The organism is Leptolyngbya cf. ectocarpi LEGE 11479 (genome assembly GCF_015207065.1).
In the GTDB taxonomy this organism is placed as follows: Bacteria; Cyanobacteriota; Cyanobacteriia; order Phormidesmidales; family Phormidesmidaceae; genus Leptothoe; species Leptothoe ectocarpi.
Map to the genome: position 1 here is coordinate 1 of NZ_JADEXP010000056.1, position 23987 is coordinate 23987.

16 protein-coding genes are annotated in these 23987 nt (G+C 51.7%); 8 read left to right on the plus strand and 8 right to left on the minus strand.

Features of this window, described 5'->3' with window-relative positions; genetic code table 11:
* The first annotated feature begins 3 nt into the window (after positions 1–3).
* Positions 4–111, plus strand: coding sequence for an NACHT C-terminal helical domain 2-containing protein (locus IQ260_RS31850; RefSeq protein ID WP_407657729.1), 108 nt, complete (start codon positions 4–6; stop codon positions 109–111).
* 329 nt (positions 112–440) lie between these two features.
* Positions 441–914 carry a hypothetical protein gene (locus IQ260_RS08750; RefSeq protein WP_193992720.1) on the plus strand — a complete coding sequence of 158 codons (474 nt, stop codon included), beginning with the start codon at positions 441–443 and terminating at the stop codon, positions 912–914.
* Positions 915–968: 54 nt separating this feature from the next.
* Here the strand turns inward: IQ260_RS08750 and amt are convergent, their stop codons facing one another.
* The 6 genes from amt to IQ260_RS08780 all read right to left on the minus strand — a co-directional run bounded on the left by amt (position 969) and on the right by IQ260_RS08780 (position 14123).
* A complete protein-coding gene (gene amt, locus IQ260_RS08755) occupies positions 969–3170 on the minus strand; it encodes an ammonium transporter (RefSeq protein WP_193992721.1) in 2202 nt (733 codons plus the stop codon).
* A gap of 19 nt (positions 3171–3189) precedes the next feature.
* Entirely contained in the window at positions 3190–3819 is a 630-nt protein-coding gene (locus tag IQ260_RS08760) for a thiaminase II/PqqC family protein (protein ID WP_193992722.1), read from the minus strand.
* Positions 3820–3843: 24 nt separating this feature from the next.
* Positions 3844–4695, minus strand: a complete 852-nt coding sequence (locus IQ260_RS08765; protein WP_193992723.1) for an alpha/beta hydrolase — start codon at positions 4693–4695, stop codon at positions 3844–3846.
* Between the two features lie 62 nt (positions 4696–4757).
* Positions 4758–7796, minus strand: coding sequence for a glycerol-3-phosphate acyltransferase (locus IQ260_RS08770; RefSeq protein WP_193992724.1), 3039 nt, complete (start codon positions 7794–7796; stop codon positions 4758–4760).
* A gap of 184 nt (positions 7797–7980) precedes the next feature.
* Positions 7981–12798, minus strand: coding sequence for an nSTAND1 domain-containing NTPase (locus IQ260_RS08775; protein ID WP_193992725.1), 4818 nt, complete (start codon positions 12796–12798; stop codon positions 7981–7983).
* Positions 12799–12806: 8 nt separating this feature from the next.
* Positions 12807–14123 (minus strand): P-loop NTPase fold protein, encoded by a 1317-nt coding sequence (locus tag IQ260_RS08780; protein WP_193992730.1) that lies wholly within the window; start codon positions 14121–14123, stop codon positions 12807–12809.
* A gap of 298 nt (positions 14124–14421) precedes the next feature.
* On the opposite strand from IQ260_RS08780, the gene IQ260_RS08785 reads away from it, so the two are divergent.
* Together IQ260_RS08785 and IQ260_RS08790 are read left to right on the plus strand one after the other, a co-directional pair.
* Positions 14422–14568, plus strand: coding sequence for a hypothetical protein (locus IQ260_RS08785; RefSeq protein ID WP_193992726.1), 147 nt, complete (start codon positions 14422–14424; stop codon positions 14566–14568).
* A gap of 265 nt (positions 14569–14833) precedes the next feature.
* Positions 14834–14986 (plus strand): hypothetical protein, encoded by a 153-nt coding sequence (locus IQ260_RS08790; protein WP_193992733.1) that lies wholly within the window; start codon positions 14834–14836, stop codon positions 14984–14986.
* Between the two features lie 135 nt (positions 14987–15121).
* Here the strand turns inward: IQ260_RS08790 and IQ260_RS08795 are convergent, their stop codons facing one another.
* On the minus strand, positions 15122–15880 hold the full coding sequence (locus IQ260_RS08795) for a Uma2 family endonuclease (RefSeq protein WP_228015739.1): 759 nt from the start codon (positions 15878–15880) through the stop codon (positions 15122–15124).
* A gap of 180 nt (positions 15881–16060) precedes the next feature.
* On the opposite strand from IQ260_RS08795, the gene IQ260_RS08800 reads away from it, so the two are divergent.
* From IQ260_RS08800 to IQ260_RS08815, 4 genes are all read left to right on the plus strand, one after another.
* Positions 16061–17392 (plus strand): ATP-binding protein, encoded by a 1332-nt coding sequence (locus IQ260_RS08800; protein ID WP_228015740.1) that lies wholly within the window; start codon positions 16061–16063, stop codon positions 17390–17392.
* Between the two features lie 119 nt (positions 17393–17511).
* Positions 17512–18285, plus strand: coding sequence for a DUF3782 domain-containing protein (locus IQ260_RS08805; RefSeq protein WP_193992727.1), 774 nt, complete (start codon positions 17512–17514; stop codon positions 18283–18285).
* 31 nt (positions 18286–18316) lie between these two features.
* Positions 18317–22660, plus strand: a complete 4344-nt coding sequence (locus IQ260_RS08810; protein WP_193992728.1) for a WD40 repeat domain-containing protein — start codon at positions 18317–18319, stop codon at positions 22658–22660.
* 357 nt (positions 22661–23017) lie between these two features.
* Complete coding sequence (locus IQ260_RS08815) at positions 23018–23260, plus strand: hypothetical protein (protein WP_193992729.1); 243 nt, start codon at positions 23018–23020, stop codon at positions 23258–23260.
* A 273-nt stretch (positions 23261–23533) separates the two neighbouring features.
* Here IQ260_RS08815 and IQ260_RS08820 read toward each other — a convergent pair whose 3' ends face one another.
* Positions 23534–23866: a Uma2 family endonuclease gene (locus IQ260_RS08820; protein WP_228015742.1), complete on the minus strand. Its 333-nt coding sequence runs from the start codon at positions 23864–23866 to the stop codon at positions 23534–23536.
* Between the last annotated feature and the right edge of the window lie 121 nt (positions 23867–23987).

The window sequence follows — 23987 nt, forward strand, 5'->3', positions numbered from 1 at the left end:
CTCTTGGTCGATTGTCTTAACAGCGATTGCTATGTCACCAAACCCACCCGTCAAGAGATTGAAGATACTTTGCTGTTGCCTATGAGCGAGATTGAAAAACGACAAAAATAGGATAAGCGTCTCCTGAGCGGAGTCGAAGGAGATAGTGTTGGCTTCGACTCCGCTCAGCCAACGTGAGCTATGGGGCGCCTGCACGTTTCTTCTTGATTATTCTTCTGTGCCAAGAAGCCGAACTCAATTGGTCTAGTCACTGACCTGAACCCCACTTAAATCTGCCATAAAATCCATCCCAAAGTTCCCCTAGAAGCAATCAGCAGATTCTTCCACCCCACTTATCCACTTCTCAGCGCCTCCTCAAACTTCTGCTGAGCAAACTCGCTATTGTTCTGCGTAGAAGCACTGACGTGTTTTCTAAAACCTAAATCCGAAAGGAGTAACCCGTGAAAAAATTCCTACTCAATGGATTAGCAGCCCTGGCGATGACATCCACTTTAGCTGTAGCAGCAGTTCCCGCTGCTCAGGCAACATTTACAGCCGCAACCGTATCCGAGGCAGGCATCCTCCGTGGTGGCCAAGACCACTACTTCGAAGTCTCCGTTGAGGGAGATTCGCTGCAGCGCGTTCGCGTCCAGTGCATCACCTTCCACGAACTTGATGGTCTCGAAATCTTTGTCGGCGACAAAGCCGTTGAACCCTCTGTCAACTATGGCTTCGAAGAATTTACCCTGACCTTTGCAGAACCTGTCCCCACCGACGAAACCATCCGGATCGTCATGAAAAACTCTCGCGTACGCGGCACCATCAACGCCGGTATCGACGTACCCTACCGAGTTTATGGCACCTATCCCAACCTGGGTGCTGAAGTTCCCCTCGGTACAGCCGTTATCCGCACCCCCGGTGGCGGTAGCCGATAGGTAAAAGACAACCCGCTCAGATTAACGATTCTGGGCGGGTTGATGGCCAATGATTTAACCAAGTTCTACACGATTTCGCCCTCTTGATTTAGCGAGATAGAGGGCTTTATCCGCTTGTTTTAGCGTAGTCTCAAGTGTTTCATTTGGCTGTATGGCAGCAATGCCAATGCTAACTGTTACCTGAAGCCCCTCGACGATCTGGAGATGTTGGATTTGCGATCGCACCCCCTCAGCCACAGCCTGAGCAATATCCAAACTCGTATCACTCAGCAACATAACAAACTCCTCCCCACCAAACCGTCCCACTAAACTATGCTCCCGTAACACCGCCGTACAGGCTTGGGCAACCGATTGAATCACCAAGTCTCCCCTTGCATGACCAAACTGATCGTTGATCTGTTTGAAATGATCAATATCCAGCATCAAAATTACCACCTGCCAGCCTTTACACATAGCCAAGGACAGCGTTTTATTCGCCTGCTCTAAAAATGCCCGGCGATTGTACACCCCCGTCAGCGAATCGGTACTGGCTAGACGGCGCAGAGCACTCTCTCGCTCAATCTGATCGGAAATGTCACTAAATGAAAACAACACACAGGCTTGGCCATCATAGGTCATCTCTAAACCAGAAATCAGTGACCAAAAGGTCGTAGCACCATCCACCTTAGAAAGACAGGCTTCAAAACCGTTAACCCGCTTTTGATCATTGACCTGTTGCAAAAACATATCCCGTGTAGTCAAATCATGCCAAAAGTCAGGCTCTCGATAGCGCCCAGTTTCGGGTAGCGTAAATCCAAATAGCTCAGCAGAGCGTTCATTTAGAAACTGGATGATACCTGAATCGGGCTCGCTAATCACAACCGGAAAAGCAGGCGAATTGAGAATAGTCAGCAAACGCTCCTGGCTAGTATTGAGCGCTATCTGAATCCGGTGCATTTTCGCCAAAACCTGGTTGTAATGATTGGCAATGGGAGCCACATCAGTACCAAACTCAACCGCTACCGGCTGGGTAAAATCTCCGCGCAGTGAATGATTATTCATGCTGGTAATCAGCTCTTGGGTAGCTGTACTGGCCCCATGCTCAGAAATATTCAAGCCAATATATTCTTTGTCCGATGTCACCCGCAGCGGTGATAACCGATTTACCAGCATGAGCAGCCCGTAGCTCATGGTAAATGCATAGAGCCCAACAACAGTAACCCCCAAGCTTTGCAGCCCTAGCCGTTGCCAGAAACCATAGCCCGGTGCCCACAGATGAGGATCCCCAAATAGGGCGACAGCCAGGGTGCCCCAGATACCACACACCAGATGAGCAGGAACAACACCCACCGCATCATCAATGTACCGCCGACTCAGCCAACCCGCAGAGAGCGTACACAACAATCCACCCACCCCACCAGCACACACGGCCCCCAGGGGCAACAGAATATCACACCCAGCCGTAATAGAGACTAAACCACCCACCACCCCATTCATAATCAATGGCACCCTGGGACGTTTATGCAGAGCCCAAGTTGTTGCCAATGCAGTCAGCCCCCCGGCAGCCCCACCCTGGGCCGTATTGACCAAAATCTTAGGCACCTGATCGCTAAAGCCTAACGTACTGCCACCACTAAAGCCAAACCAACCAAACCACAGCAAAAATACCCCCAAAACAGCCGTTGGTAGATTATGGCCATCAATGGGACGGGGTTTGGGGCTAAAGCGCCCTAGCCGTGGTCCCAGGATTAAAATAGCCGCAAATGCCATCCAGCCCCCCACAGCATGCACCACCGTCGCCCCGGCAAAGTCATGAAACTGCAGCTGTCGTAACCAGCCCGAGGGGGTATCAAACCAAATGCCACCCCACACCCAATGTCCCACCACTGGATAGATCAGGGACGATAGAATCACAGCGGTAAAAAAGTATCCTAAAAAGCTCATCCGCTCAGCCACAGCACCAGACACAATGGTGGTGGCCGTACCGCAAAACGTCAGCTCAAATAGAAAAAAAGTGTAGTCGCCCGCTGACCAGCTAGCCGCGGTGGGTAACTGAGTGCCAATCAAGCCCCAGGCCGTCGCTCCAAACATCAGCTGAAAGCCGATCAGAGAAAAGAGCAAGGAAGCAATACAAAAGTCAACCAGGTTCTTAATGGCAACATTAATACTGTTTTTGGCGCGGACTAACCCACTTTCTAAACAGCAAAATCCTGCCTGCATGGTGCTAACCAGAATGGCACAGAGAATTACCCAGATAACATCAAGGGTAGAACCCATGGAAAATCTAGGTTATAGGTTAGTTAACGATATCTCCGTAGGCCATTTGCCAGAAGTCTTTTTCGAGGGCGGCTACGGTGAGAAAGGCTTTTTCGGCTGCAGCCTGGATAGTGTCGTCTACATCGTGTAGAGCACTGTCCGCCTGCTGAGCCAAAAGCTCTACATAGGTTGTAAACTCGGCATTGCCCCAGCGATCGGCAAATTCAGCATAGGGCTCGGGCATGGGGCTGTGCACCTGCCACCCCTGATTGTAGGCCAGCTCAATCGCCCAAAATCCGGTGGCCCTGACCGCATACGGCTGCTGAGCCAGGTCCGCCATAAATTGACAATAGGTCTCGCAAGTAGGCTGCAGCGGTTGCTCCAAACTTAGCTGCCGTTCGGTAGCCTTTGCCTGAAACCAGTTCAGTTCATCTTTGAGAAAGCCGGTGCCACCAAGGAGAAGATCGAGATGATCGACCGGAGCTGACTGGATCAAACTAGCGGCGAAGCGGGTGAACTCAACGACAAAGTGATAGTCCTGCACTAGCCAGGTATTGAACTGTTGCGGTTGGATAGTGCCCTGCTGACACTGGGCTAGAAATGGATGAACAGTGGCGGCTTGCCACTCGGTGGGGTATTGAGTGAGAAGTTGTTGGCAGGTGAGGGGCATAGGGGGAAGAGTTTTTAGATAAATCTAGCGGGCAAGATGCTGGTTGAGCCATTGCACAAGATCATTCATGACCTGATTGCGGTCCAGATCATTGTGAGGCTCGTGATAGCTACCAGGGTAGATCTTAAGGGTTTTATCTGACGTGATGCGCTCGAAGATTTCTTGACTGCCTTTGACGTCGTTAACTTGGTCGGCACTGCCGTGAACCAGCAAAATAGGCACCTGCAGCTGGTGAATATTTTGCCGGACATTTGCGATCGCAACCAAACATTCCGTCCCCCACCGCACCGTCGCCATCGAATGTGTGAGCGGATCATCCTGGGTCTGATTCACCACCGCCGGATCGCGGGACAGCGTTTCTGCCCCTGCCCCCACATCCATGGAAAACCGGGGCCAGATGCCCGATAGCACCCGTGCAATCGCAACCAAATAAGGCTTAGCAATCCCAGTGGGTCGAATCGGCGGTCCGCTGATGATAATCCCCGCCAGCCCTCGAGGTGACGCCAGCACAAAATCTAAAACAATTAGCCCACCCAAACTGTGACCCAGCACAAACAACGGCAGGCTGGGCTCATGGTGCCGTACCTGGGCCAGGAAAGCACTGACATTATCTCGATAATCCTGCCAGCGGTTGATGTGACCCCGCTGCCCTTCAGACCGACCGTGGCCCTGGTTGTCAAACCCAAACACCGCATAGCCCGCCTGGGTGAGGGCAGTGGTGACGGTGGAGTAGCGATCGCAATGCTCCCCAAACCCGTGCACCAACGCCACCACCGCCTTCGCCACACCGGGGGGATACCACGCCTGGTAAAACAGCGATAGCCCTTGGGCACCGCTAAACGTATTTTCTAGCCGAGGAACTTGGAACACAGTCATAACAGGGAATTAAGCGTGACAGCCACCGCCCAGCAGCAGTGTTTTATAGTGCCATAGACAACCTATAGGATTTCAACGGTGCCTTGCTGACCATCAATACGTACGCGCTGGCCCGTACGCAGTCGTTGAGTGACATCAGCCACATCCATCACTGCCGGAATCCCATATTCTCGAGCCACAATTGCTCCATGGGAAAGTTGCCCCCCTACCTCAGCAATCAAGCCTCCTAAGTTTGCCAGTAGCGGTGCCCAGCCCGCATCGGTGTACGGTACGACCAAAATAGTATTTTGGTTGATGGGCACAGTGGTGTCCAGTGTGGTAAGCACCTGAACTTCGCCTTCTAGAGTGCCTGGACTTGCCCCAATTCCTGTGAGCAATCGTCCAGTTTGCCGAGGTGTCCTAGGGGCGATGGACAACGCCAGCGGATCTTTGCCGTAGACCAAATAGGGCGGTGTCCAGTTTTGATCCGCCTGATATTGCTGACGGCGGGTGGTAATGCCGTCCGCCGGGCTGGTTTGCACATCGCGCGTCGCTAGCGCAGACGACATTCCCCAGGTTTTGATTTCAGGCCAGGTGAGAAAAAAGATATCCCCGGCCTGCTGCAGACTACTGTTGCCAATGTAGTGACGTTCTAAGGCTAGAAAACACGTTCTGAGTTCTGCCAGCAGTCGATTATAAACCTCAGCCACCTGGCCCTTGAGATCCAACCGAGTTTGGACCTGACGCTGTTTCCAGTCTGTTTTGGTGGAGCCGACGGAACCGTTGCTCGAACCATTAGTCGAGCCGTTGGTGGGGCCGTTAGGGACGGCCGCAGGCGACTGCCTCAAGAACGTAGCCAACAGGGTTCGGACCGGGGCTGGCTGCTCTCGCCAGGTCGGTACCGAGATATCGGTTGCCACTTCACTCAAATAGCCATAGGTGGCCAGAAATCCATCCAACTGGTCAAATAGCTGGTCGCTTTCGGGCAGCTGGGCTAGGGCCTCAAACAGGTCTTCATTATCCGTCGGGACGGTTTCCAACTGATCCAAGAGAAACGCCTGCCACCGGGCAATATCCTTGATCGCTTCAACGGCGGCAATCTCAGGATTAGTACGATAGTTGAGCTGGGCGCTATCCACCTTGAGTATCGCCTTACGCAGGGCAAAGCTGAGGGGACCGAGAATATTATAGAAAGTCGCTTTTTCTAATAGGGCTAAGATCGTTTCTATCTGTTGTTTTATATCCTCAGGAGAGAGGGTGTAGGGCGATCGCAGAGAGTCCAAACCTGGCTGAAAATGCTCTTGGTTATCTCGAGCAAAGCGTTTGGTTAAGTGCCATTCTCTTTTCGCTAGCTTCACTAGGCCTGGTACATTACGCAGAGTAGACACTATGGGCGGACGGCTAAACTTGGCCCCTCGGGTGAGAAACTCTAAACTCTCGGCGGGCAGTCCCATACGAAGGAAAATATCCCCCAGCAGAGTGGCATTAAAGTAGGCGTGGGCACGATGCAGCATCGCCGTTTGGGAGAAGTCTAACCCCACTGCCCGTTGGCCGAGAACGATGGTAAATAAATCTCCCCACACGCCGCAGGTCAGGGGTTGATTGATGGACCAGGTGAGGGGCCGAATCACACCGGGAATCACCTCAGCGGCTATTTTTCGCGTCCATAGGGGCACCAGCGTCGTGATTGGGCGGCTTTGCAACACCCAGATTTGTTCACCGTCGTAGGTCCATTCCACGTCTTGGGGGATATCGCCAAACCGGCATTCGAGGTGACGGGTGAGATAGGCAATTTGTTGGATGAGGCGGGATGGAATGGGGTAATCCCGTAGGGGCGTTCCATGAAACGCTCCCACATCCAATTCGCCCGATTCATTCGATTCGTCCGATACACCCGAATCTTCGCCATCGGATTCTATCGGCAAATCAACCGCATCGGACAATTGCCAATCGTCACCGGGATTCATATCCTCGGAGGTAATGGCCACATGGTATCGCCGGGGTGTGATTTGCCCCGACACAACCTGGCTGGCTGGCCCCGGCAGCGCTTCGATCACCACGTTATGACCACAGCGGGCAATGGGGTCGCGGCTAAAGGCCACCCCGGAAATTACACCCTGAATTTGCTGCTGCACCAGGACATTCATGGCGGCTTCGGACAAACCCTGATCCTGACGATATTTCGCAGCGCTGGGACGGTTATAGGCTTGGAAACAGGTTGCGATCGCGCCATTCAATCCCTCTTGGTCAACCACATCCGTCACCGACACATACTGCCCCGCTGCCGATGCCCCCAGACCGTCTTCGCCCACCGCTGAGGACCGGACCACCAGAGGCTGCTGCGGTGAGGGTTCGGCCAGCCCCAACAGCGCCGCCGGGTCATCTCCGGCCCGCAGGATATAGCCCATGGGCACCGGATAGCCCCACGCCTTGAGCTGTGACAGCGTAGCGGCCTTATTGCCCACCACCGCCGGGTCCAACACCTGATCTAATGCTTGCAAAGCCGACTCTCCTCGAAAAAAGCGAAATAGCCGCCGAGATTCTGTGCGCGTCCCCTGGGTGGGCAGCTCCAAATCATCCGGCAGCTTCTGATAAATCCAACCAATCAAACTCATTAAACAGGCTACCGCCACCAGTCGTGCGCCGTCGTTATGGATCATGCCGGTCAGCACCGGCAACAGCACCAGGGCAAAGAGGCGTCCTTGTTTGCGCTCTCGTAGCACCGTAAACGCAATCAAACTGAGCAGCCAGCCCAGCACCGCCACCAGCGGGTCATAGGCCAAAAAGCCCCAGCTAACGTTGGTGACCCCGGCCCCCCGGCTCAGCCAGTAGCGCCCCATCACCAGGGCCATCAGCGCCACCACCGGCCAAATCGGGTCTGTCGGGAAAAAGTGTCGGGCCAACAGCACGGCCCCAATTCCCTTAAAGGCTTCTAAAAATACACCACCCAAACCCACCGCCGTCCCACCGTGGTAGAACGCCGCCGACACACCCACATTACCCGTACCGATTTGCGCCAGTCGTTTGCCTGTGGCTAGCTGTACCCACCATCCCGTCAGCGGCAGACCGCCCAGCAGCGGACAAACCACAAAAATCAGTAGCGCACCCCACACCTGCGTCATGCTTACCTCGCTCAAAGGGTATCTTTATCTGAGCATTGATTAGTCCGTTTGATGGCAATCCTTAATTTCAGCCTCAGCAATGGATGACCGGACATCGACTCCGCTCAGTCCTCAAATTTTCTAGGCATCTCAAAATTTAGCGGGTTGAGCGGAGTCGAAACCCGCGACATCAGAGGCATTAACATCACTCCCAATAATCTTCACAAACTAGCCGATCCGCATCGCTGAGATCTCCGTGGGCCAGATAATCCGCCAGCCACTGACAGCCCTGCTGCATGAGTTCGGCCATGTTTAAATTCCAAAGACGCAGATGGCCGTCGGCCCCGGCTGAGACGAGACGCTCCCCGGTGCTGTCAAAGGAGGCTTGCCAGATAATGCCTCGGTGACCGGTGAGGGTATGGAGCAGCTGACCTGAGGTGTGCCAAAACTGAATGGTGCCGTCATCGCTGGCCGAGGCCACCACATTGCCCGCTAGACCAAAGGAAACGCTGCGAACCCAGTCGTGGTGACCTCGCAGGGTGTGAGCCAGGGTGCCCTGCTGCCAGAGACGAACGGTGTTGTCGCTACCGGCGGAAGCAATGGTCTGACTGTCGGGGGACACAGCCACGGCCCAAACACTGCCGGTATGGCCCTGAAAAATGGCTCCAGCCTGGCGGGAAAAGTCAATATCGCCAGTGGCAATACCGGCTAGGGACCACTGCCGCAGGGTGCCGTCTTCGCTGCCGGAAACCAGATGGCTGCCGTCGGGGCTAAAGGCCACGGTCCAGACGGTGCCTTCATGGCCGCGCAGCTGCCCCAGGGGGGTGCCATCGGTATGCCAGAGCCGAATGTTGCGATCGCTCCCCGCCGAGGCCAAATAGGTGCCATCGGGGCTAAATTTTACCGACCACACCGCATTGTGATGTCCCTGAAATGTGTGTAACAGCCGACCATCTGCAGTCCACAGCTTGACCGTTTGGTCGGCACTGGCCGAAGCCATCACCTGGCCATCAGGTCTGTAGTCAACGCTGTAGATGCTGCTGTCGTGGGCGTGAATTGTTTGTAACAGTCGCGGGGCTCCAGGGGTGGCAGACCATAGCCTGAGGGTTTGGTCTGCCCCGGCAGATACCAGCCGCGAACGGTTAGGCTGCCAGCACACATCCCACACAATGCCGTGGTGGCCGCTGAGTTTCGGTATCTCTGGCGTCTTTAGCTGCCAGAGCCGAATAGTATTATCATCGCTGGCCGAAATTAGCTGGGTGCCTTGGGGGCTAATATCCAGGCTGAGCACCGTGCTGCGGTGTCCTTTAAATGTGTCCAACAGTTTGCCCGTGAGATCCCACACATGAATGTTTTGGTCGTCGCTGGCTGACATTAAGCGCGTGCCATCGGGACTAAAACACAGTTCCCTCACCCAGTTCTGATGCCCGTCAAAATAGGCCACCAGCTCTCCCTCTAAGGTCCACAGTTTGATCAGATGATCGTCACCACCGGAGACAATGTATTGACCGTCGGGGCTAAACACCGCCTGCAGCACCCAGCCTGCATGGCTGCTCATCACCTGGAGGAGTTCACCGGCTGTATTCCACAGGCAAAGGGTACCGTCTTCTGCTGCAGACACCAGGTGCTGACCGTCGGCACTAAAGGCCACCGAGCGCACCCAGTCGAGATGACCTTCCAGGGTGTGTAACCATTGACCATCGTGGGTCCAGAGTCTGACCGTATGGTCCTTGCTAGCCGATGCCAGCAGCTTACTAGTGGGGCTAAAAGCCAGACTATTCACGGCCCCTGTGTGACCGCTGAGAATATGCACACACTGGCCAGATAAATTCCAGAGTCTGACCGTAAAGTCATCCCCCGCTGCCCCCATCAGCTGACTATCGTGACTAAAGGCCACATCTAAGACACTTCCCTGGTGTCCCGTGAATACCTGCAACAGCTTGCCGCGAGTATTCCACAATCTGACGATGCCATCATCACTGGACGAGGCCAGAAATTGGCCATTGGGGCTAAAGCAGACTGACAGCACCCAGTCTGCCCGTACACGGTTTTTTTCTCGCACCGTGTGCAATGCCTGCCACAGACGAAACAAAATTTGGTTTTCCAGGTAGGTTGAGATGGGGGTGAGCTGGCTTTGCTGGGCACCTTTAAGGGCCTCTAACAAGGCCCCTAAGCCATCGTGGGAGAGCAGTAGGGCTTGGGAAACGGAGGCCAGAGCCTGCATCTCTGCGGTTTCTGCCCGATAGCGTTCTTCGGTTGCTTGAGCCAGCGCCAGCGCTTGTTCTTGGAGGGCGGTGCGCAGCTGAGTTTGGGTTTGTTTGCGACGGCGGCGCTCTGCCTGGAGTACGGTCATTAATCCTGGCATATCCTGTTGTTTGACCAGGTCCGCCAGGTAGTCATGGGCCAGCTGATAGCGCACACTGCCCCCCACCTCTGGATTCTCAAAGAGCAGACCTGACGCTGCGAGAATTTTTAGAACAAGATTAAGCTGTTCGGGATCAACCAGGGTATCCAAGGATTCTAGAGACTCTTCTAGTTCGGCTCGGGTTTTAAGGGGCCGGGTGGTACTCTCATCACTCAGTAGATAGAGAATCGTACGGGCCAGGGCACCATTCTCAGGGCCACAGTCTCGCACCACCCGATTTAAGAAATTGCGAACCAAAACCTGAATCGGGTCGTCGCCCAGCTGTTCGTAGCGTCGCAGTGTTGTAATCTTCTCTCGCTGGAGTTCGGCCCCCACCACCTGCAGCTCAATGGGACGGACTTCGGCATCGTTTGCGGTTAAATCCTCGACAAGCGCCGTAATCAACGCTTCTTCTAGATAGAATTGGGCATTGTCTGTCAGCTGGCGGATAACAGCTTCGCATTCCTGTGGAGTAAAGTTGCCCAGGTAGTATCGAACGTCTTTACTGAGGATATCAATGTCGAGGTCAGCAAGACGTTCCCACTCTAGTAAATAATGGAGATAGTCATCTCTAAGGGCCAGAACAATCTTGAGATAGGGACTATTTAGACAGTCTCGCAAAAAAAGATAGAGGGAGCGTCGCTGCTGAGTACTAGGACTTTCAAAAAAGAATTCTTCAAACTGATCAAAGATAATAACAACTTGTTGATAGTAATCCTGGGCATGCTGACGCAGGTGAGCCAGTAAACTGTCTCCCGTAATTGGAAAGGAGACATTAAAATTAGGGGGAGCCGCTGGTTGGGAAAAGGTAACCTTCTGCAATGCTTGCAGAATCGCTATCTCCCAGGTGTGGTAACTGCGCACTAGCAAAGGTAGTGTGGTACGCCCTTCAGCGGTGGCCAATTTGAGGGCCGGAACCAGACCGCCGCTCAGAAGAGAGCTTTTGCCCACCCCCGACTCTCCATGGAGAATCACTAACGTATGCTGGGGCTGCATCAGACGGTTGACCAGATGCTCGATCGCTTGCTGACGATCCGAAGCCAACATTTCCACCGAGGAAACCTCATTGGTGGCCGCTGGTGAACGATGGGGCTGAATAGGACTAGAGCCGATGAACGCCCGCAGGCCCATCTGATTTTCTATTTTGCGTTGTTCTTGTTTGATGCCAAACGCTTCTAGATAGAGGCGTTTGGCAAAGTATAGATCCTGGAGAACACTTAGGATATCGCGATATAAATGAAAATTGTGGTTTGGATTGGTTTTTTGACGAGCATTTTCTAAGTCGTGGAGGGCATCGTCTAGCAGCGTATCGTCTCCTTGATGCAGTAGGGCTTGACCGCGAAGAAAGTAATAGCGACTCTGGTGGTAACGTAGCGCCAGTCTGACGGCCTGGGGAGAGACATAATCGGTTACCTCAAAGGTATCTGCAATGGTGGTTCCACCTGATTGGGTGCTACGGACGGCCTGGGCTAATAGATTTAGGGCCACTGTTGCGCTATGTTGCGCCTGGGGCCAGGCTTCGTTGGCCAGGGCAGTCTCTGCTAGATAGCCATAGTCTCGGGCTAGCCGCACGGGGTCTCCCTGGTGAAGTTCGAGTCCTTCATGGGCTATTCTTGCCAGGGCATCCCAGTCTTCTAGTTTTTGTAGGATTTCGGCGAGAACATGGATAAAGGTGGCCATGCGACCTGACGCGCCATCGCGACGCTGCCGCAGCACCTCGATAAACCGCTCATAAAAACGTCGGGCCTGGCGGCAAGAGGCGAGATAGGTGGAGCGCTGTAGTTCGGCATGGGTTTGCCACCATAGCCCCAAATGTAACAATAAGACAGCCTGCTGGTCGCGGGTATCTTCGACCGTTTTATCGGTCTGTAGCCAGTAGTCTAGACTCTTTTCATAGTAGTCCCTGGCCACTTTTAATCGACCGGGGGTGTGGGCTTCGCGACCCTGGAGAAAATTGAGGCTGGCTTGTAGGGCACCGTCTAGTTGGGCGCGGTGGTGGGTGAGGTCTGCGATCGCAAACGGTAATTCCTGCTCTGTCAGAATCTTGAGCTGGTTACTCAAACTGGGCAGTTGGGGGGCTGCATAGTCCAGAAAATGGGAATCATGGTTATCCAAAATATAGGTAAACAGCTCCGCCGCTGAGCGATGCAGCGCCTCAATCAGCGACTGGATCGGATAGTCCACCTGAATCGGCACCGCCGCAAAACTTTTGAGATCGGCGGCGTGCAGCGTCAAACTGTGGAGAACGGTGTCAGTCATCCACAGCACCACCGGATAGGGAAATTTTGTCAGCAGCGCATTGCGACCCACATTAGCCGCTTTGAACATCCTCTCTAAAGCGGCTACCTGGTCAAATCCAGTCACCATTACAGCGGCTGGGGGCTCGACTTGGCTGCTAGCAATCGCCTCAGGCAGCGAACGGGTGTGGGCCGACAGCTCCACCGTATGGAATGATTGCTGTTGCCTCAGTTCTTTGAGCAGTAACTGAGTGAGACGTTGGTAGTTGGCCCGCACCAAGATTAATGAAAACTGTCCCTTGCCCAGGGTGAGCGCCCGCTGCAGGTTGTTTAGGGCCGTCTGATTGTGGGTGACAATATTAGGAAGGTCAGCCTGGTACATGCGTGCGTTTACTGCTCAGCGAGCCAATGCTTAAAACGATTGGTTTCTTTCAAAACTGGATTGAGGTCAAACCAGCGGCCGCTGTGGTCTCGGTACTCATAGAGAAACAAACTGCGCAACAACAGGCCATAGGCTTCGTTACCCTGGGTATCCGGAGTGCTGATCGCCTTAAACATCATCTGCCATTCACCTTCATCAATTAGGGCCATGAGAGAATCGCGTTCGTCTCGGATAACGGCTTCAAGAACGGTGGACTGGAGCGGCGGATCGCCCTTTTGGAGACAGCCATAGAGCAAGCGCATCAGGTTGCGCATATGGCCGCCGCTGAGGCGACAGAGACGATTGAGCACCTCCATAGTTTCAAACACATCGCCAATGTGGTCGATACGCTCATTGTAGTTTTTATTGGGAAAGGCCCGCGCTAGAACCATCTGCTGGAGTAATGCCAGCCCCGGCTGTGAGATTGTGCCATCGCGCTGGGCCACAGGGACCATGGGCAATACTTTTGGGGATACGCCGAACCGATTGGACAGTCGAGGAAGATCGTCAGAAAATACCAGGGCCAGGGGAATGGTGTAGACCACATGGCAGTTGAGGCGTTTGAGCTGTTCTCCTCGGTCGATAAAGAGATATTCCGACTGGGTGCGACCGTTGGCTCGCTCTACGGGGTCAATACGGTCGAGGTTATCGACAATGACGACGAGACCTTTTTTTCCTTGGGAACGCAGAGTTGCGATCGCAGCCTCCAGCAGTTCCTCATTAATCGCATCAATAATATTTTTAGTGCGGGGTTCCAAATACTGACGCATACGGCTGCGCATCTCCGGACTTTCTTTAGCCCGAGCCGTCAACGCCGCAATCCCCACAGAGAAACTCACATCGGCAATTTCCATCGGCGTCTGGAGCGTTTCCGCCAAATTCCGAAATAAATTGACCAGGGCCGACGGCTTGAGCCTAATACCGTCATTTTCCAGGCTTTCGACCACCTGATGGGCAATCATCAGCAAAATATCGCTAATATCCACATCAGCCATTTCCAAATCGCGATCCGACTCGAAATACACCACATGGAACCCCTGCTGCTCTAACTTCGCCTTTAGACGCAGCAGCTCAGTAGACTTACCACAGCCAATATTGCCCGTAAACAACTGAGTTGTCGCCTCATCCGGCGATAACAGAGCAATGGTCCGCTCCAGCTCCCGGACAATGTCTCCTCCCCGCACCGACGAAAAATCGATGTAATACTGCCGGTCATTGTCCTGAACCAGTCGCAGGGGCCGACTAGGATTAGCAGCACGATAAAAGCGGGGCAGGTCTAAAACCATTGACACAGAACAGCACAATACCCGCTATCCTAAACGAATTTTTATGGAAATGCGCTGATTTTCACACAGCCTCTATGGAGCGTCTGCCATCAAAGAAAACAATTGGGCAACCGTCTCAATCCAAGATACGGGACCTGGCATCACCCAATGATCAAGAACCATGAAGTTTTCCAACATCCATTGAAAGATTATTGATTTTAGGCAGGAAAAGTAAAGTTTTTTGGAATGGGCAACGATCTCCAAAAACACCTGTCTAAACTAGTTGGCTGAACCCACCCTAAGTAACTGTATAAGACCAATGACATTACTGCCAGACCACAAACAGAGTCGCCAAACCCGTATCTACCCAGACAACACCAACTACGCACTGTATGAATTGATCTGGGCGTTGGGTATCGTCATGCTTTGCCTATTTACAGCAGTCGCACTGATCAATCATTCCTAACCGCCCTACAGAGCAACCATTTGCCGTCATATTACGCCCATACAAGTCTTCTCTAAACACAATCAGCGGAGATATTTTTATGGTTTAAATCTTTATAGTTTGTTGTGACCTTCGTATAGAAACTCTGCAGTTATTTAAAAGATTATCAACTTTTGGCAATGAGAGTGAAGATTTTTCCATACAATGTTGTTTCCAATACCAACTTGACTACACTTATAAGTATCCACTCCAGAAGAATAATGGGCTAATCGCCCAGGAGGATACAATGAAATCAATGATTTGGAAGCCTGAAGAGCATGATCGGCAGATCAATGAGTATTTAGAAGCTGAAAACCATGCGCCCTATGAAGTGATTTGGACTCTGGGTGTGGCTATGTTTTGTCTATTTACAGCTGTAATCCTGATTGGTAATTTCTAAAATTTCTAAGCAGCATTGATTATCTTACAAACGGTTTACGCCCGTAAGTTTGTCGCTGTTTGCGATGAGCCTACGGGTGTTTTTGATAGCAGACTGGCAAAACACTTCAGATCTGTATTCAATCTCTCTTTCCATTCATGAGAGCCCAGCCGGATCAATGCCCTTAGACTGTAGTAGACTCTTGAGTCTGGCTAACTCTGATTCTGCAGTATCGGCTCGTTCGGCAGGTGTTGGTAGCAAAACACCTGTCTCGTCATACCAGCGTAACCACAGTCGTTCTACCTGCTTATAGCACCCCTGCCATAGGCCCAAACCAACATTTAGTTCTGGTAACCACAGACGACCTTCCGGCAGAGATAAGGATTCATAGCTACCGGCATTCAGTTTAAAGGCCCGAAAGTTATCGGTGTAGCGATCAAACACGATGTAATAAGGCACCCGTAAAATCTGTTCATACACGGTCCACTTGGCTGGCGGAGAACCTGGTTGCGTCTGCACTTCTCCTAAGTCTTCCCTGCGCGTGCCTGGGGAGAGCAGCTCGACAACTACATAAGGGTTAACGCCTTCTTGCCAGACCACGTAGCTCAGACGCATATCTTTATTTTCATAAAGGCGCGGTACACCTACCGATAAAAACCAATCTGGTCGCTTGTACCAGTTAGGGTGGCGGACATCGTAGTACAGATTGAGATCCTTGCCTGTGAAATAGTTATCAGCGCTATAGTCGGTCAGCTTTAATGTGATGCTTAGCAGTTCAGGCTGATGGTCATGAAATTCGTCAGGCAAACCGGGTTCCTCGGGGTTTTCACTGGGCAGATCGTACATGGTCGGCAGTATTTCCGACGCGGGGCGGGGCGGATCTGACTGGGGAATATGTAACGGTGCTGTGGTCATGGCTGAGGGCCCTGGATGCTATGGATTTTATTATGGACTACTGGTCTGATCATGAGGCATACGTCAGAGAGAATCGCTGCTAGCCTCTCTAGCCTCCTTTATTAAGCACTATTACGATGTTAGGCCATCCCCTGGGAGCCCGATATAGATGACTGAAGCTATAGGGAAGCCCGATCAGCGTTGCCCTCGTCTTTTGATAAGCCTGTGCTAGATGTTCGTCAGTTTTTTCAAACCACCAACCCGGCTCGCACCCTCGATCCGCAAAACGAGAACGACCGAAAGCTCTATATCGACTTCTCTGAGGTACGCGGCGAGCAGATTATTACCGAAATCAAAGACCTGATCACCTTTTATGAACCAGAAAACCCTACCTGTACTCTGTTTACCGGTCACATTGGCTGTGGCAAATCAACGGAGCTGCTAAAACTGCGGGTAGAGCTAGAAGCAGAAGGGTTCCATGTGGTGTATTTCGAGTCCACCGAAGACTTGGAAATGGCCGATGTGGATATTGGAGATGTGCTGCTGGCCATCGCCCGCCGCATTAGTCAGAGTTTAGAAGACATCGACATTGGTGAGGCGAAGGGCCTGCGGGGGTTACTGCAAAAGGCCGCCAAGGTATTGATGACCGAGATTGAGCTAGAGGGCGAATTTTCCCTGGCGGCGGGCATTGGTAAAATCACGGCGAGGGCTAAGAATGATGCCACCTTGCGGGATCGATTGAATCAGTTTTTAGGACCCCAGAAAAACCAGCTGGTGGAGGCGATTAACGAAGAGTTACTCAAACCTGCCATTGAACAGCTCAAACAGCGGGGTAAAAAAGGACTGGTGGTGATTGTGGACAATCTGGACCGGATTGACAACCGCCCCAAAGCCTTTGGTCGCTCGCAGCAGGAATATCTATTTATTGATCAGCACGAGTGTTTACAAAGGCTGCTCTGTCATAAGGTCTACACCATTCCCCTGGCGCTCAAGTTCTCTAGCGAATATGGACTGCTGACGGCGCGGTATACAGATGACCCCAAGGTGCTGCCTATGGTGCCCGTGAAACTACGCAATGGGCAACCCTGTGACGAGGGGATGCGGCTATTGCGGCAGCTGGTGCTTGCACGGGCGATGCCCGGTCAGACAGAGGTAGACCAGTTAGCCCAGGTGCCACAGTTATTTGACCAGCCGGAGTCTTTAGATCGGCTGTGTATGGTCAGCGGCGGCCATGTGCGAGACCTACTGCGGTTGCTCAATGGCTGGGTGCGCAAGGGTCGTACTTTTCCGCTTAAGCAGGAAAAGTTGGAAGAAGTAATCCGAGCCCGGCGGAATGAGATGACCCTACAGCTATCGGCAGATGAGTGGACACTGTTGCGCCAGGTGCGGCAGCAGCGTAAAAAAGTCGGTGGGGATGATGATTATCAGCGGTTAATCCACAGTCGGCTGGTGTTTGAGTATCGCGACCAGGGAGAATCGTGGTTTGATGTCAACCCCATTTTGCTAGAAGCCGAAGAATTGAAAGAATCGTAGGGTGGGCACCGCCCACCAATCCATAAATACGAAGGGATACCCCCCAAAAGCACACCCCACCGGAATCCATAATTCTCAGGATAAAATTAGATCAACCAAAGGTTTTTATTGAAGCTGCTATGCCCGATCCGGTTACCCTCGACGACATCTACGCTCTATTTCAAAGATCCCAGAAAGAAGCCGACCGACGCTTTGCCGAAGCCGATCGCCGTGCAGCCGAATCTAAAGCTGCGTTTGACCAGCGGATGGCTAAGGCCGATCGGCTTGCGGCTGAGTCGAACGCTGCGTTTGACCAGCGGATGGCCGAGGCCGATCGGCTTGCGGCTGAGTCGAACGCTGCGTTTGAGCGGCGAATGGCCGAGGCTGGTCGGCTTGCGGCTGAGTCGAACGCTGCGTTTGAGCAGCGAATGACCGAGGCTGACAAGCGGTTGGCTAAGTCAGAAGCTATTGCGGCCCAGGCTAACCGGGCCGTCAACAGTCTTAGCAGTCGCTGGGGACGGTTTGTAGAAAACATTGTCGCCCCGGCTGCTTTACGGCTATTTCAAGAGCAGGGTATGGCGGTACAGGAAGTCTACCAGCAAGTCCGCTCTGCCCGAGATAAGCGCAATTTAGAAATCGACATTTTGGTGGTGGACGATGATGTCGCTGTGGTCATCGAAGTAAAATCGCGGCTGACCCAAGACAGCATCCGTCAGGTTTTACGTAGTTTGGAGCAGTTCAAGCTAGCGTTTCCCCACTACGCTAACTACCGACTTTATGGTGCAGTGGCCGCCATCGAAATTGATAAAGATGTCGATACCTATGCATACAATCAGGGGCTATTCTTGATTCAGCAATCGGGAGATAGTGTATCCATTAGTAATACACCAGACTTTACCCCACGCATCTGGTAACCGGGTTGTACCATTAATCGCACATGAGCTGATGAGTACTGTTCCTCCGACTGATAGTTTTGAGTTTGCTGGGAACTCGGCGCAGAACGAAGCGGCGCTGGAGGAGCTGGCCAGTGCGATTGTGTTTGGCCAGGGGGCGGATACGATTACGCTGCTGTTGGCGCGGTGTAACTATGGTCGTCTGCGGGATGAGATGGTGGAGCAGCTGGGGCAGCGGCTGGCGCAGGAGGAACTGCAGGGACCGGTGCAGGTGCTGCGGTTAGGGACTGATGACACCAACCTGTATGCTCAGCTGCAGATGATGCAGGGCCGCCAGCCAGGGGCAGTGCTGGTGCTGGGCACAGAGCAGCTAGGCTCGCTAGAAACGTTTTTGGTGGAGCTAAACAAGCGACGGGAAGAGTTTCGGCGGGAGTTTCCGTTTCCGTTGGTGCTGTGGTTTACGGATGGGGGCTATCGGCTGCTGTCGCAGTTTGCCAATGATTTTGAGAGCATTGCGGGTGGGGAGACGATTGAGTTTGCCCTGTCAGGGGAGGCGCTGACCGAGTGCTTACGGCAGGCCAGTGGGCAGTTGTTTGCCACCCTCTTGGAGCCGGAGACACCGGAGTCGTTTAATCGGCGGTTGGCGCAGGTGGGTTTTGGTTATTTGCAAAGTGATGAACTGGGGTTGGCACTAGATGCGCTGCGGGCGCAAGGGGTAGAGCTGGGGCCAGAGTTGCAAGCCAGTGTGGCCTTTGCCCAAGGGTTAAATGTGCTGAATGAAGCAGCCGCTGAGCTATTTGAGCAAAGTGCTAGCTATTGGCAGACGCACGACCCGTTGAAATACGGGCTGTCGCTGTTTTACCTGGGACGGGCTCGATATTATGCGGTCGATAGTATCAAGTACCAGAGTGCGGCGGACTGGGAGAGTGCGCTACCGCCTTTACGGGACTGTGTGGAGGTTTTTGAGCGGGCAGAACGACCTGATCTAGTGTGTAAGTGCATCAATCAGCTGGAGCGGGTGCTGCATCGATTGCAACAGTGGGATGAGCTGGAGACTGTGGCGCAGAAGGCTGTGAAACTGCGGCAGCGATATCCAAACCTGAAGAAACAGGCGGAGAATTATGGATTTTTGGCAGATGTTGCCATGCAGCGGAGGCAGTGGCAGCGGGGGGCCGAGCTAGCGCAGTTGGCATTGGACACTTTAGAGCGGCAGGACAGCTGGTGGCGCATGCTGTATCTGGCGCGTTTGGCAGAGGCGGACTATCAGTTAGGGAAACAGGAGTCTTCTATTGCTCATTTGAAAGCGGCTCAGGAAATGGGGGTGATGGAGCACCCGACGCTATACAGCAATATATTGACACAGCTACAACAGCAATTGCGGGAACAGAGGCGGTATTTGGATGCGTTTAAGGTCAAACAAGAGCGGCTGGCGGTGGAGAAACAGTATGGGCTGCGAGCGTTTATTGGGGCGGGGCGGTTACGATCGCAGCGGACTGAGCAGCGGATGACGGTGCGGTCCGAGCGAGAGACTCTGGAGAAGATTGCGCCGGAGATTGAGGCGTCGGGACGAAAGCGGGATCTGACGGCTTTGTTGGGTCGAATTGCAGGAAGAACTCACAAGCTGTTGGTACTTCATGGAAAGTCTGGAGTTGGAAAAAGTTCTTTGATAAATGGAGGACTACTGCCTGCGCTACAGTCTAGTACATTAGAAAATCGACGAAATGTGCCAGTTATGATGCGGAAGTATACGAACTGGCGACAGACCTTGAAAAAGTCCTTAATCAAAGCCTTAGAACCTTTACATCTTCCAGGTGGAAACTTTGATGGGATGAGATTAGGTGGTAATTTGCCTGATGTGTTACGACGGGTTTGCGAAGATAACACTTTAAGACCTGTGTTGTTATTTGATCAGTTTGAAGAGTTTTTCTTTGCGAATCCGAATCCGGCGGATCGACAAGATTTTTTAGGATTTATTGCTTACTGTTTAGAATTATCTGGCGCGCTGAAAATTTTGTTTTCGATGCGAGAGGATTACCTACATTATTTACTAGAAGCTCGTCAGCTGGTGCGACATGCGCAGTTGCCTGAAGGATCGATGGCACGAGCCCAGTTTGAGGATATCTTAGGAAAACAAGTCTTATACGAGATTGGAAATTTTAACCGAGAGGATGCGAAAGCAATTATTGAAAATCTGGCCTCTGGGGAGCGAATGTATTTGGAGCCGGAGCTCATAGAAGCTGTGGTGGTAGATCTGGCAAGACCGTTAGGCGAAGTACGACCAATTGAGATGCAGGTTGTAGGGGCACAATTGCAGACAGAAGGCATCAAGACACTGGAGAAGTACCATAAGCTAGGAAAGCAGCCCAAAGAAACACTGGTACAGCGATATTTAGATGATGTAGTGGAAGATTGTGGGGAGGAAAACCGACAACTGGCACAGCTAGTTCTGTACTTGTTAACAGACGAACGAGGGACTCGACCACTGAAGACACGACCGGATCTTGTTCGAGAGCTAGAGGGACTTAGGATTAGCACAATAGCTCCAAACACTAGCAAGAGGGTGGTGCAACTAGATCTCGTGTTACAAATTCTTTGTGGTTCAGGAATTGTCTTACACTTACCAGACCAACCGGATGATAGATATCAGCTTGTGCACGATTACTTGGCAGGTGTTATTCGAGTTCAACAGGCACCTCAGCTAGAAAAAATAGTTGAGGATCTGGAAGAAAAATGGAAGAAAGAGAGAAGTCAGCGAGTACATTTAGAAGGAGAGAATAAAGACTTACTTTTTACTAATAAAGATGCACAAGAAAAGTCTAAGCGTATTCAAATAGAGCTTCGAGAAATAGAGAACAAGCATCGACAAGCACGACGAAAATTATCTTTAACAACAGCAGCTTCAGCCGTAGTAATTTTAGTGACAGTTGGCCTTACCATTTATCGAGTCCATACTTTTGAAGGATTAAGAGAAATTGCAAATTTAGAGAAAAGATGGATAGCCGACTCGCAAAAATCAGATTTGAAAGATGAAAAAGTACTTTTTAGAGCATTTGAAGCCTCCAAAAAAGCGCATGATATTCTCACCAAGACATGGGGCCTAGATTACTTGCCAACTGGTACTTTGTTTGGCTTACAAACCGGACTGAATCAAGTCTATGAAACACAATGGATGGCTCACAGAAGTAGCATCTCACAAGTTATCTTTAGTCCGGATGGGGAAAAGATTGTGACTTGTGCAGAGCATGACATCGCACGCCTTTGGGATTTGCAAGGGAATGAGTTAGCTGTGATGGGTAAGAATGGAGCAAGTGTTGAGGAAGTGCTGTTCAGTCCTGAAGGGACGATGATTGCAACTCGTGAATCGGATGGCGTTGCACGTCTGTGGGATCTCAATGGAGAGCGGTTGGGGATAGATCTAAGAGGACATGCAGGGGGTGTTAAGCATATTTTATTCAATCCAAAAAATGATTTTCTAATTGTGACTATTGGGACGGAGGGGAGCGTACGCCTGTGGAATTTAAGCGATGAGAGAGTGACCACTTTGGAAGGATATGAAGGTAATGTTAGGCAACTATCTTTTAGCCCAAATGGGAAGCTCATTGCGACGAGCGGGGATAACGGGACAGTACGCCTATGGGATCTAAACGGTGAGGAAGTAGCTAACTGGGAAGGTCATGAGAAGATTATCACACAAATATCCTTCAGCCCAAATGGGAAGCTCATTGCGACGAGCGGAGCGGGAGGAATAGTCCGTTTGTGGGATCTAAACGGTGAGGAAGTGGCTGTAATGGAGGAGCATGAAGGCCTTATCTTAGATATGCTGTTCAGCTTAGATGGGAGCCTGATCGCAACTAGTGGCTCAGATCACACGGCTCGTGTGTGGGACATAGACAATGGGAAAGTGACCGTAATGAAAGGACATGAAGGACCTGTCTCACAAGTGTTGTTCAGCCCTCCAGATGAAGCACAAATTGTGACTCGTGGATCAGATGGAACAGTTCGCCTATGGGATTTAAGCGGTAAGGAAATGGCTGCAATGGAAGGGCACGAAGGCTCTATCTCAAAAGTCTCATTTAGCCCAGATGGCAAACAAGTTGCAACTCGTGGGTCGGATGGAACGACTCGTCTATGGTGGCTCCTAGATGGGAATCAAATTGCTCATCATGAGGGTGTTGGAGATATTCAAAATAATTGGCAGTATATTGCGGCAACATCCCAGGGGGGGAAAATGGAAGCAACTGGCATAGTAAAGCTATGGCCTGTGTATACCATAGATAGGATAGACGAACTCTTTGCCAGTGCTTGTGATCATCTTGGTACTTATCTCGTTGACAACATTGAATATAGTGATGAAGACCGTGCACTTTGTGGAATTCCACCATTAAAGGACGAATAGCCTCTCACATCAATTTTTATTGATATTACTTGTGGAAATTAAATCGTCACGGTGTGATTTCAAAAACTCTCTTGACCTCAACAACATTTCGCCGTATTCTGATTTCTAGGTTAGACTTTTAACCGATTTCCCAGAACTCAGTTTGCTTTATGCGCCATCGGCAGGTGCTGATAACACCGTACCGATGACTGACCCCGGAGATTCCGTAGCAATCCCGAGGCTTAGGGTGAGTTTACCCCTTCGCCTGACTGTATTGCACATCATTCCTCGGTTAGGCTAAGGCTCACTCGGGTTCTGGTTTCCTCGCCTTGCTGCCCCGCAGCCAAGGCTATCCATTACAACGGAGACCAGATCACCATGTTTCAAAATTTCACCCCGGACGGCACCCCTCCGTCCACACCTTCCCATGCCACTCCGCAAGCCCCCCAATACGAAAATATTCGCCATACCCTCTTTGGCAGCCTCACCGCCATCCGCGACACCATTAGCCTGTTGCACAAACTCAACTACGCCGAACCCAACGACTGGAGTAAACCCCTACCTACCGGTCGGCCCAACGAGTTGATGGCCATTTTGACCAAACGTGTTCGGGTAGAGTAAATCAACCTCTACCGGAAAAACACCATCGTAGGTTGGGTTACCCCCCCTGTAAAACCATTGCCAACAGGAATACCCTCTCCAACCCAACAAACCCCACATTTTTACATCCTCGCCGTAACACAATCACACGGATACGGGACATGGTAAATATTGGTTGGATTTGTTGGGTTTCATGGGGCTGAAAGAGATTGGTAATGTGGCGACAGGGGGGCAACCCAACCTACAGATATTGCCTCACAGGAAAAGAACAAGGCATCATCCCTACGACTATCTTTAACGAATCTGTTCCATAAACCATGAGCCGATAGCCGACTGATCGCTCACTTCACTACGACGCAGAGCTTCTTCAATTAGACTCAGGCTGAGATTTGGTAACACTTTGGATATATCAACACGTTTGCTGCTGCCGTCTGGAGCGATGGTAAACGCAATTAGCTGGACACTTTTAACATCCCAAATCCAATACTCAGAAATGCGTAGCGCTTCATACTGGAGACGTTTTTCGCCTTTATCATCAGCCAGGGTTGTATCAGAAATTTCGATCACAAGGTCTGGCTTAGGATGCTTACCCAAATCAACGATGCGTGTGCCTTTGGGAATCAGCAATTCCAAATTCAAACGGCATCAATTTATACAGAAATAAAGGACATAAGGTTAATGAAGATAGAAACGACCCTGTTGATGTGAGTTCCGGTTATGGTCCCTATTTCTCTGAGTTTCGGTGTGC

Coding starts and splice junctions, on each gene's coding strand:
- amt (WP_193992721.1), bottom strand. CDS start 3,170: ATGGGTTCTACCCTTGATGTTATCTGGGTAATTCTCTGTGCCATTCTG.
- IQ260_RS08780 (WP_193992730.1), bottom strand. CDS start 14,123: ATGGTTTTAGACCTGCCCCGCTTTTATCGTGCTGCTAATCCTAGTCGG.
- IQ260_RS08765 (WP_193992723.1), bottom strand. CDS start 4,695: ATGACTGTGTTCCAAGTTCCTCGGCTAGAAAATACGTTTAGCGGTGCC.
- IQ260_RS08810 (WP_193992728.1), top strand. CDS start 18,317: ATGAGTACTGTTCCTCCGACTGATAGTTTTGAGTTTGCTGGGAACTCG.
- IQ260_RS08775 (WP_193992725.1), bottom strand. CDS start 12,798: ATGTACCAGGCTGACCTTCCTAATATTGTCACCCACAATCAGACGGCC.
- IQ260_RS08795 (WP_228015739.1), bottom strand. CDS start 15,880: ATGACCACAGCACCGTTACATATTCCCCAGTCAGATCCGCCCCGCCCC.
- IQ260_RS08785 (WP_193992726.1), top strand. CDS start 14,422: ATGACATTACTGCCAGACCACAAACAGAGTCGCCAAACCCGTATCTAC.
- IQ260_RS08815 (WP_193992729.1), top strand. CDS start 23,018: ATGTTTCAAAATTTCACCCCGGACGGCACCCCTCCGTCCACACCTTCC.
- IQ260_RS08805 (WP_193992727.1), top strand. CDS start 17,512: ATGCCCGATCCGGTTACCCTCGACGACATCTACGCTCTATTTCAAAGA.
- IQ260_RS08770 (WP_193992724.1), bottom strand. CDS start 7,796: ATGACGCAGGTGTGGGGTGCGCTACTGATTTTTGTGGTTTGTCCGCTG.
- IQ260_RS08790 (WP_193992733.1), top strand. CDS start 14,834: ATGAAATCAATGATTTGGAAGCCTGAAGAGCATGATCGGCAGATCAAT.
- IQ260_RS08760 (WP_193992722.1), bottom strand. CDS start 3,819: ATGCCCCTCACCTGCCAACAACTTCTCACTCAATACCCCACCGAGTGG.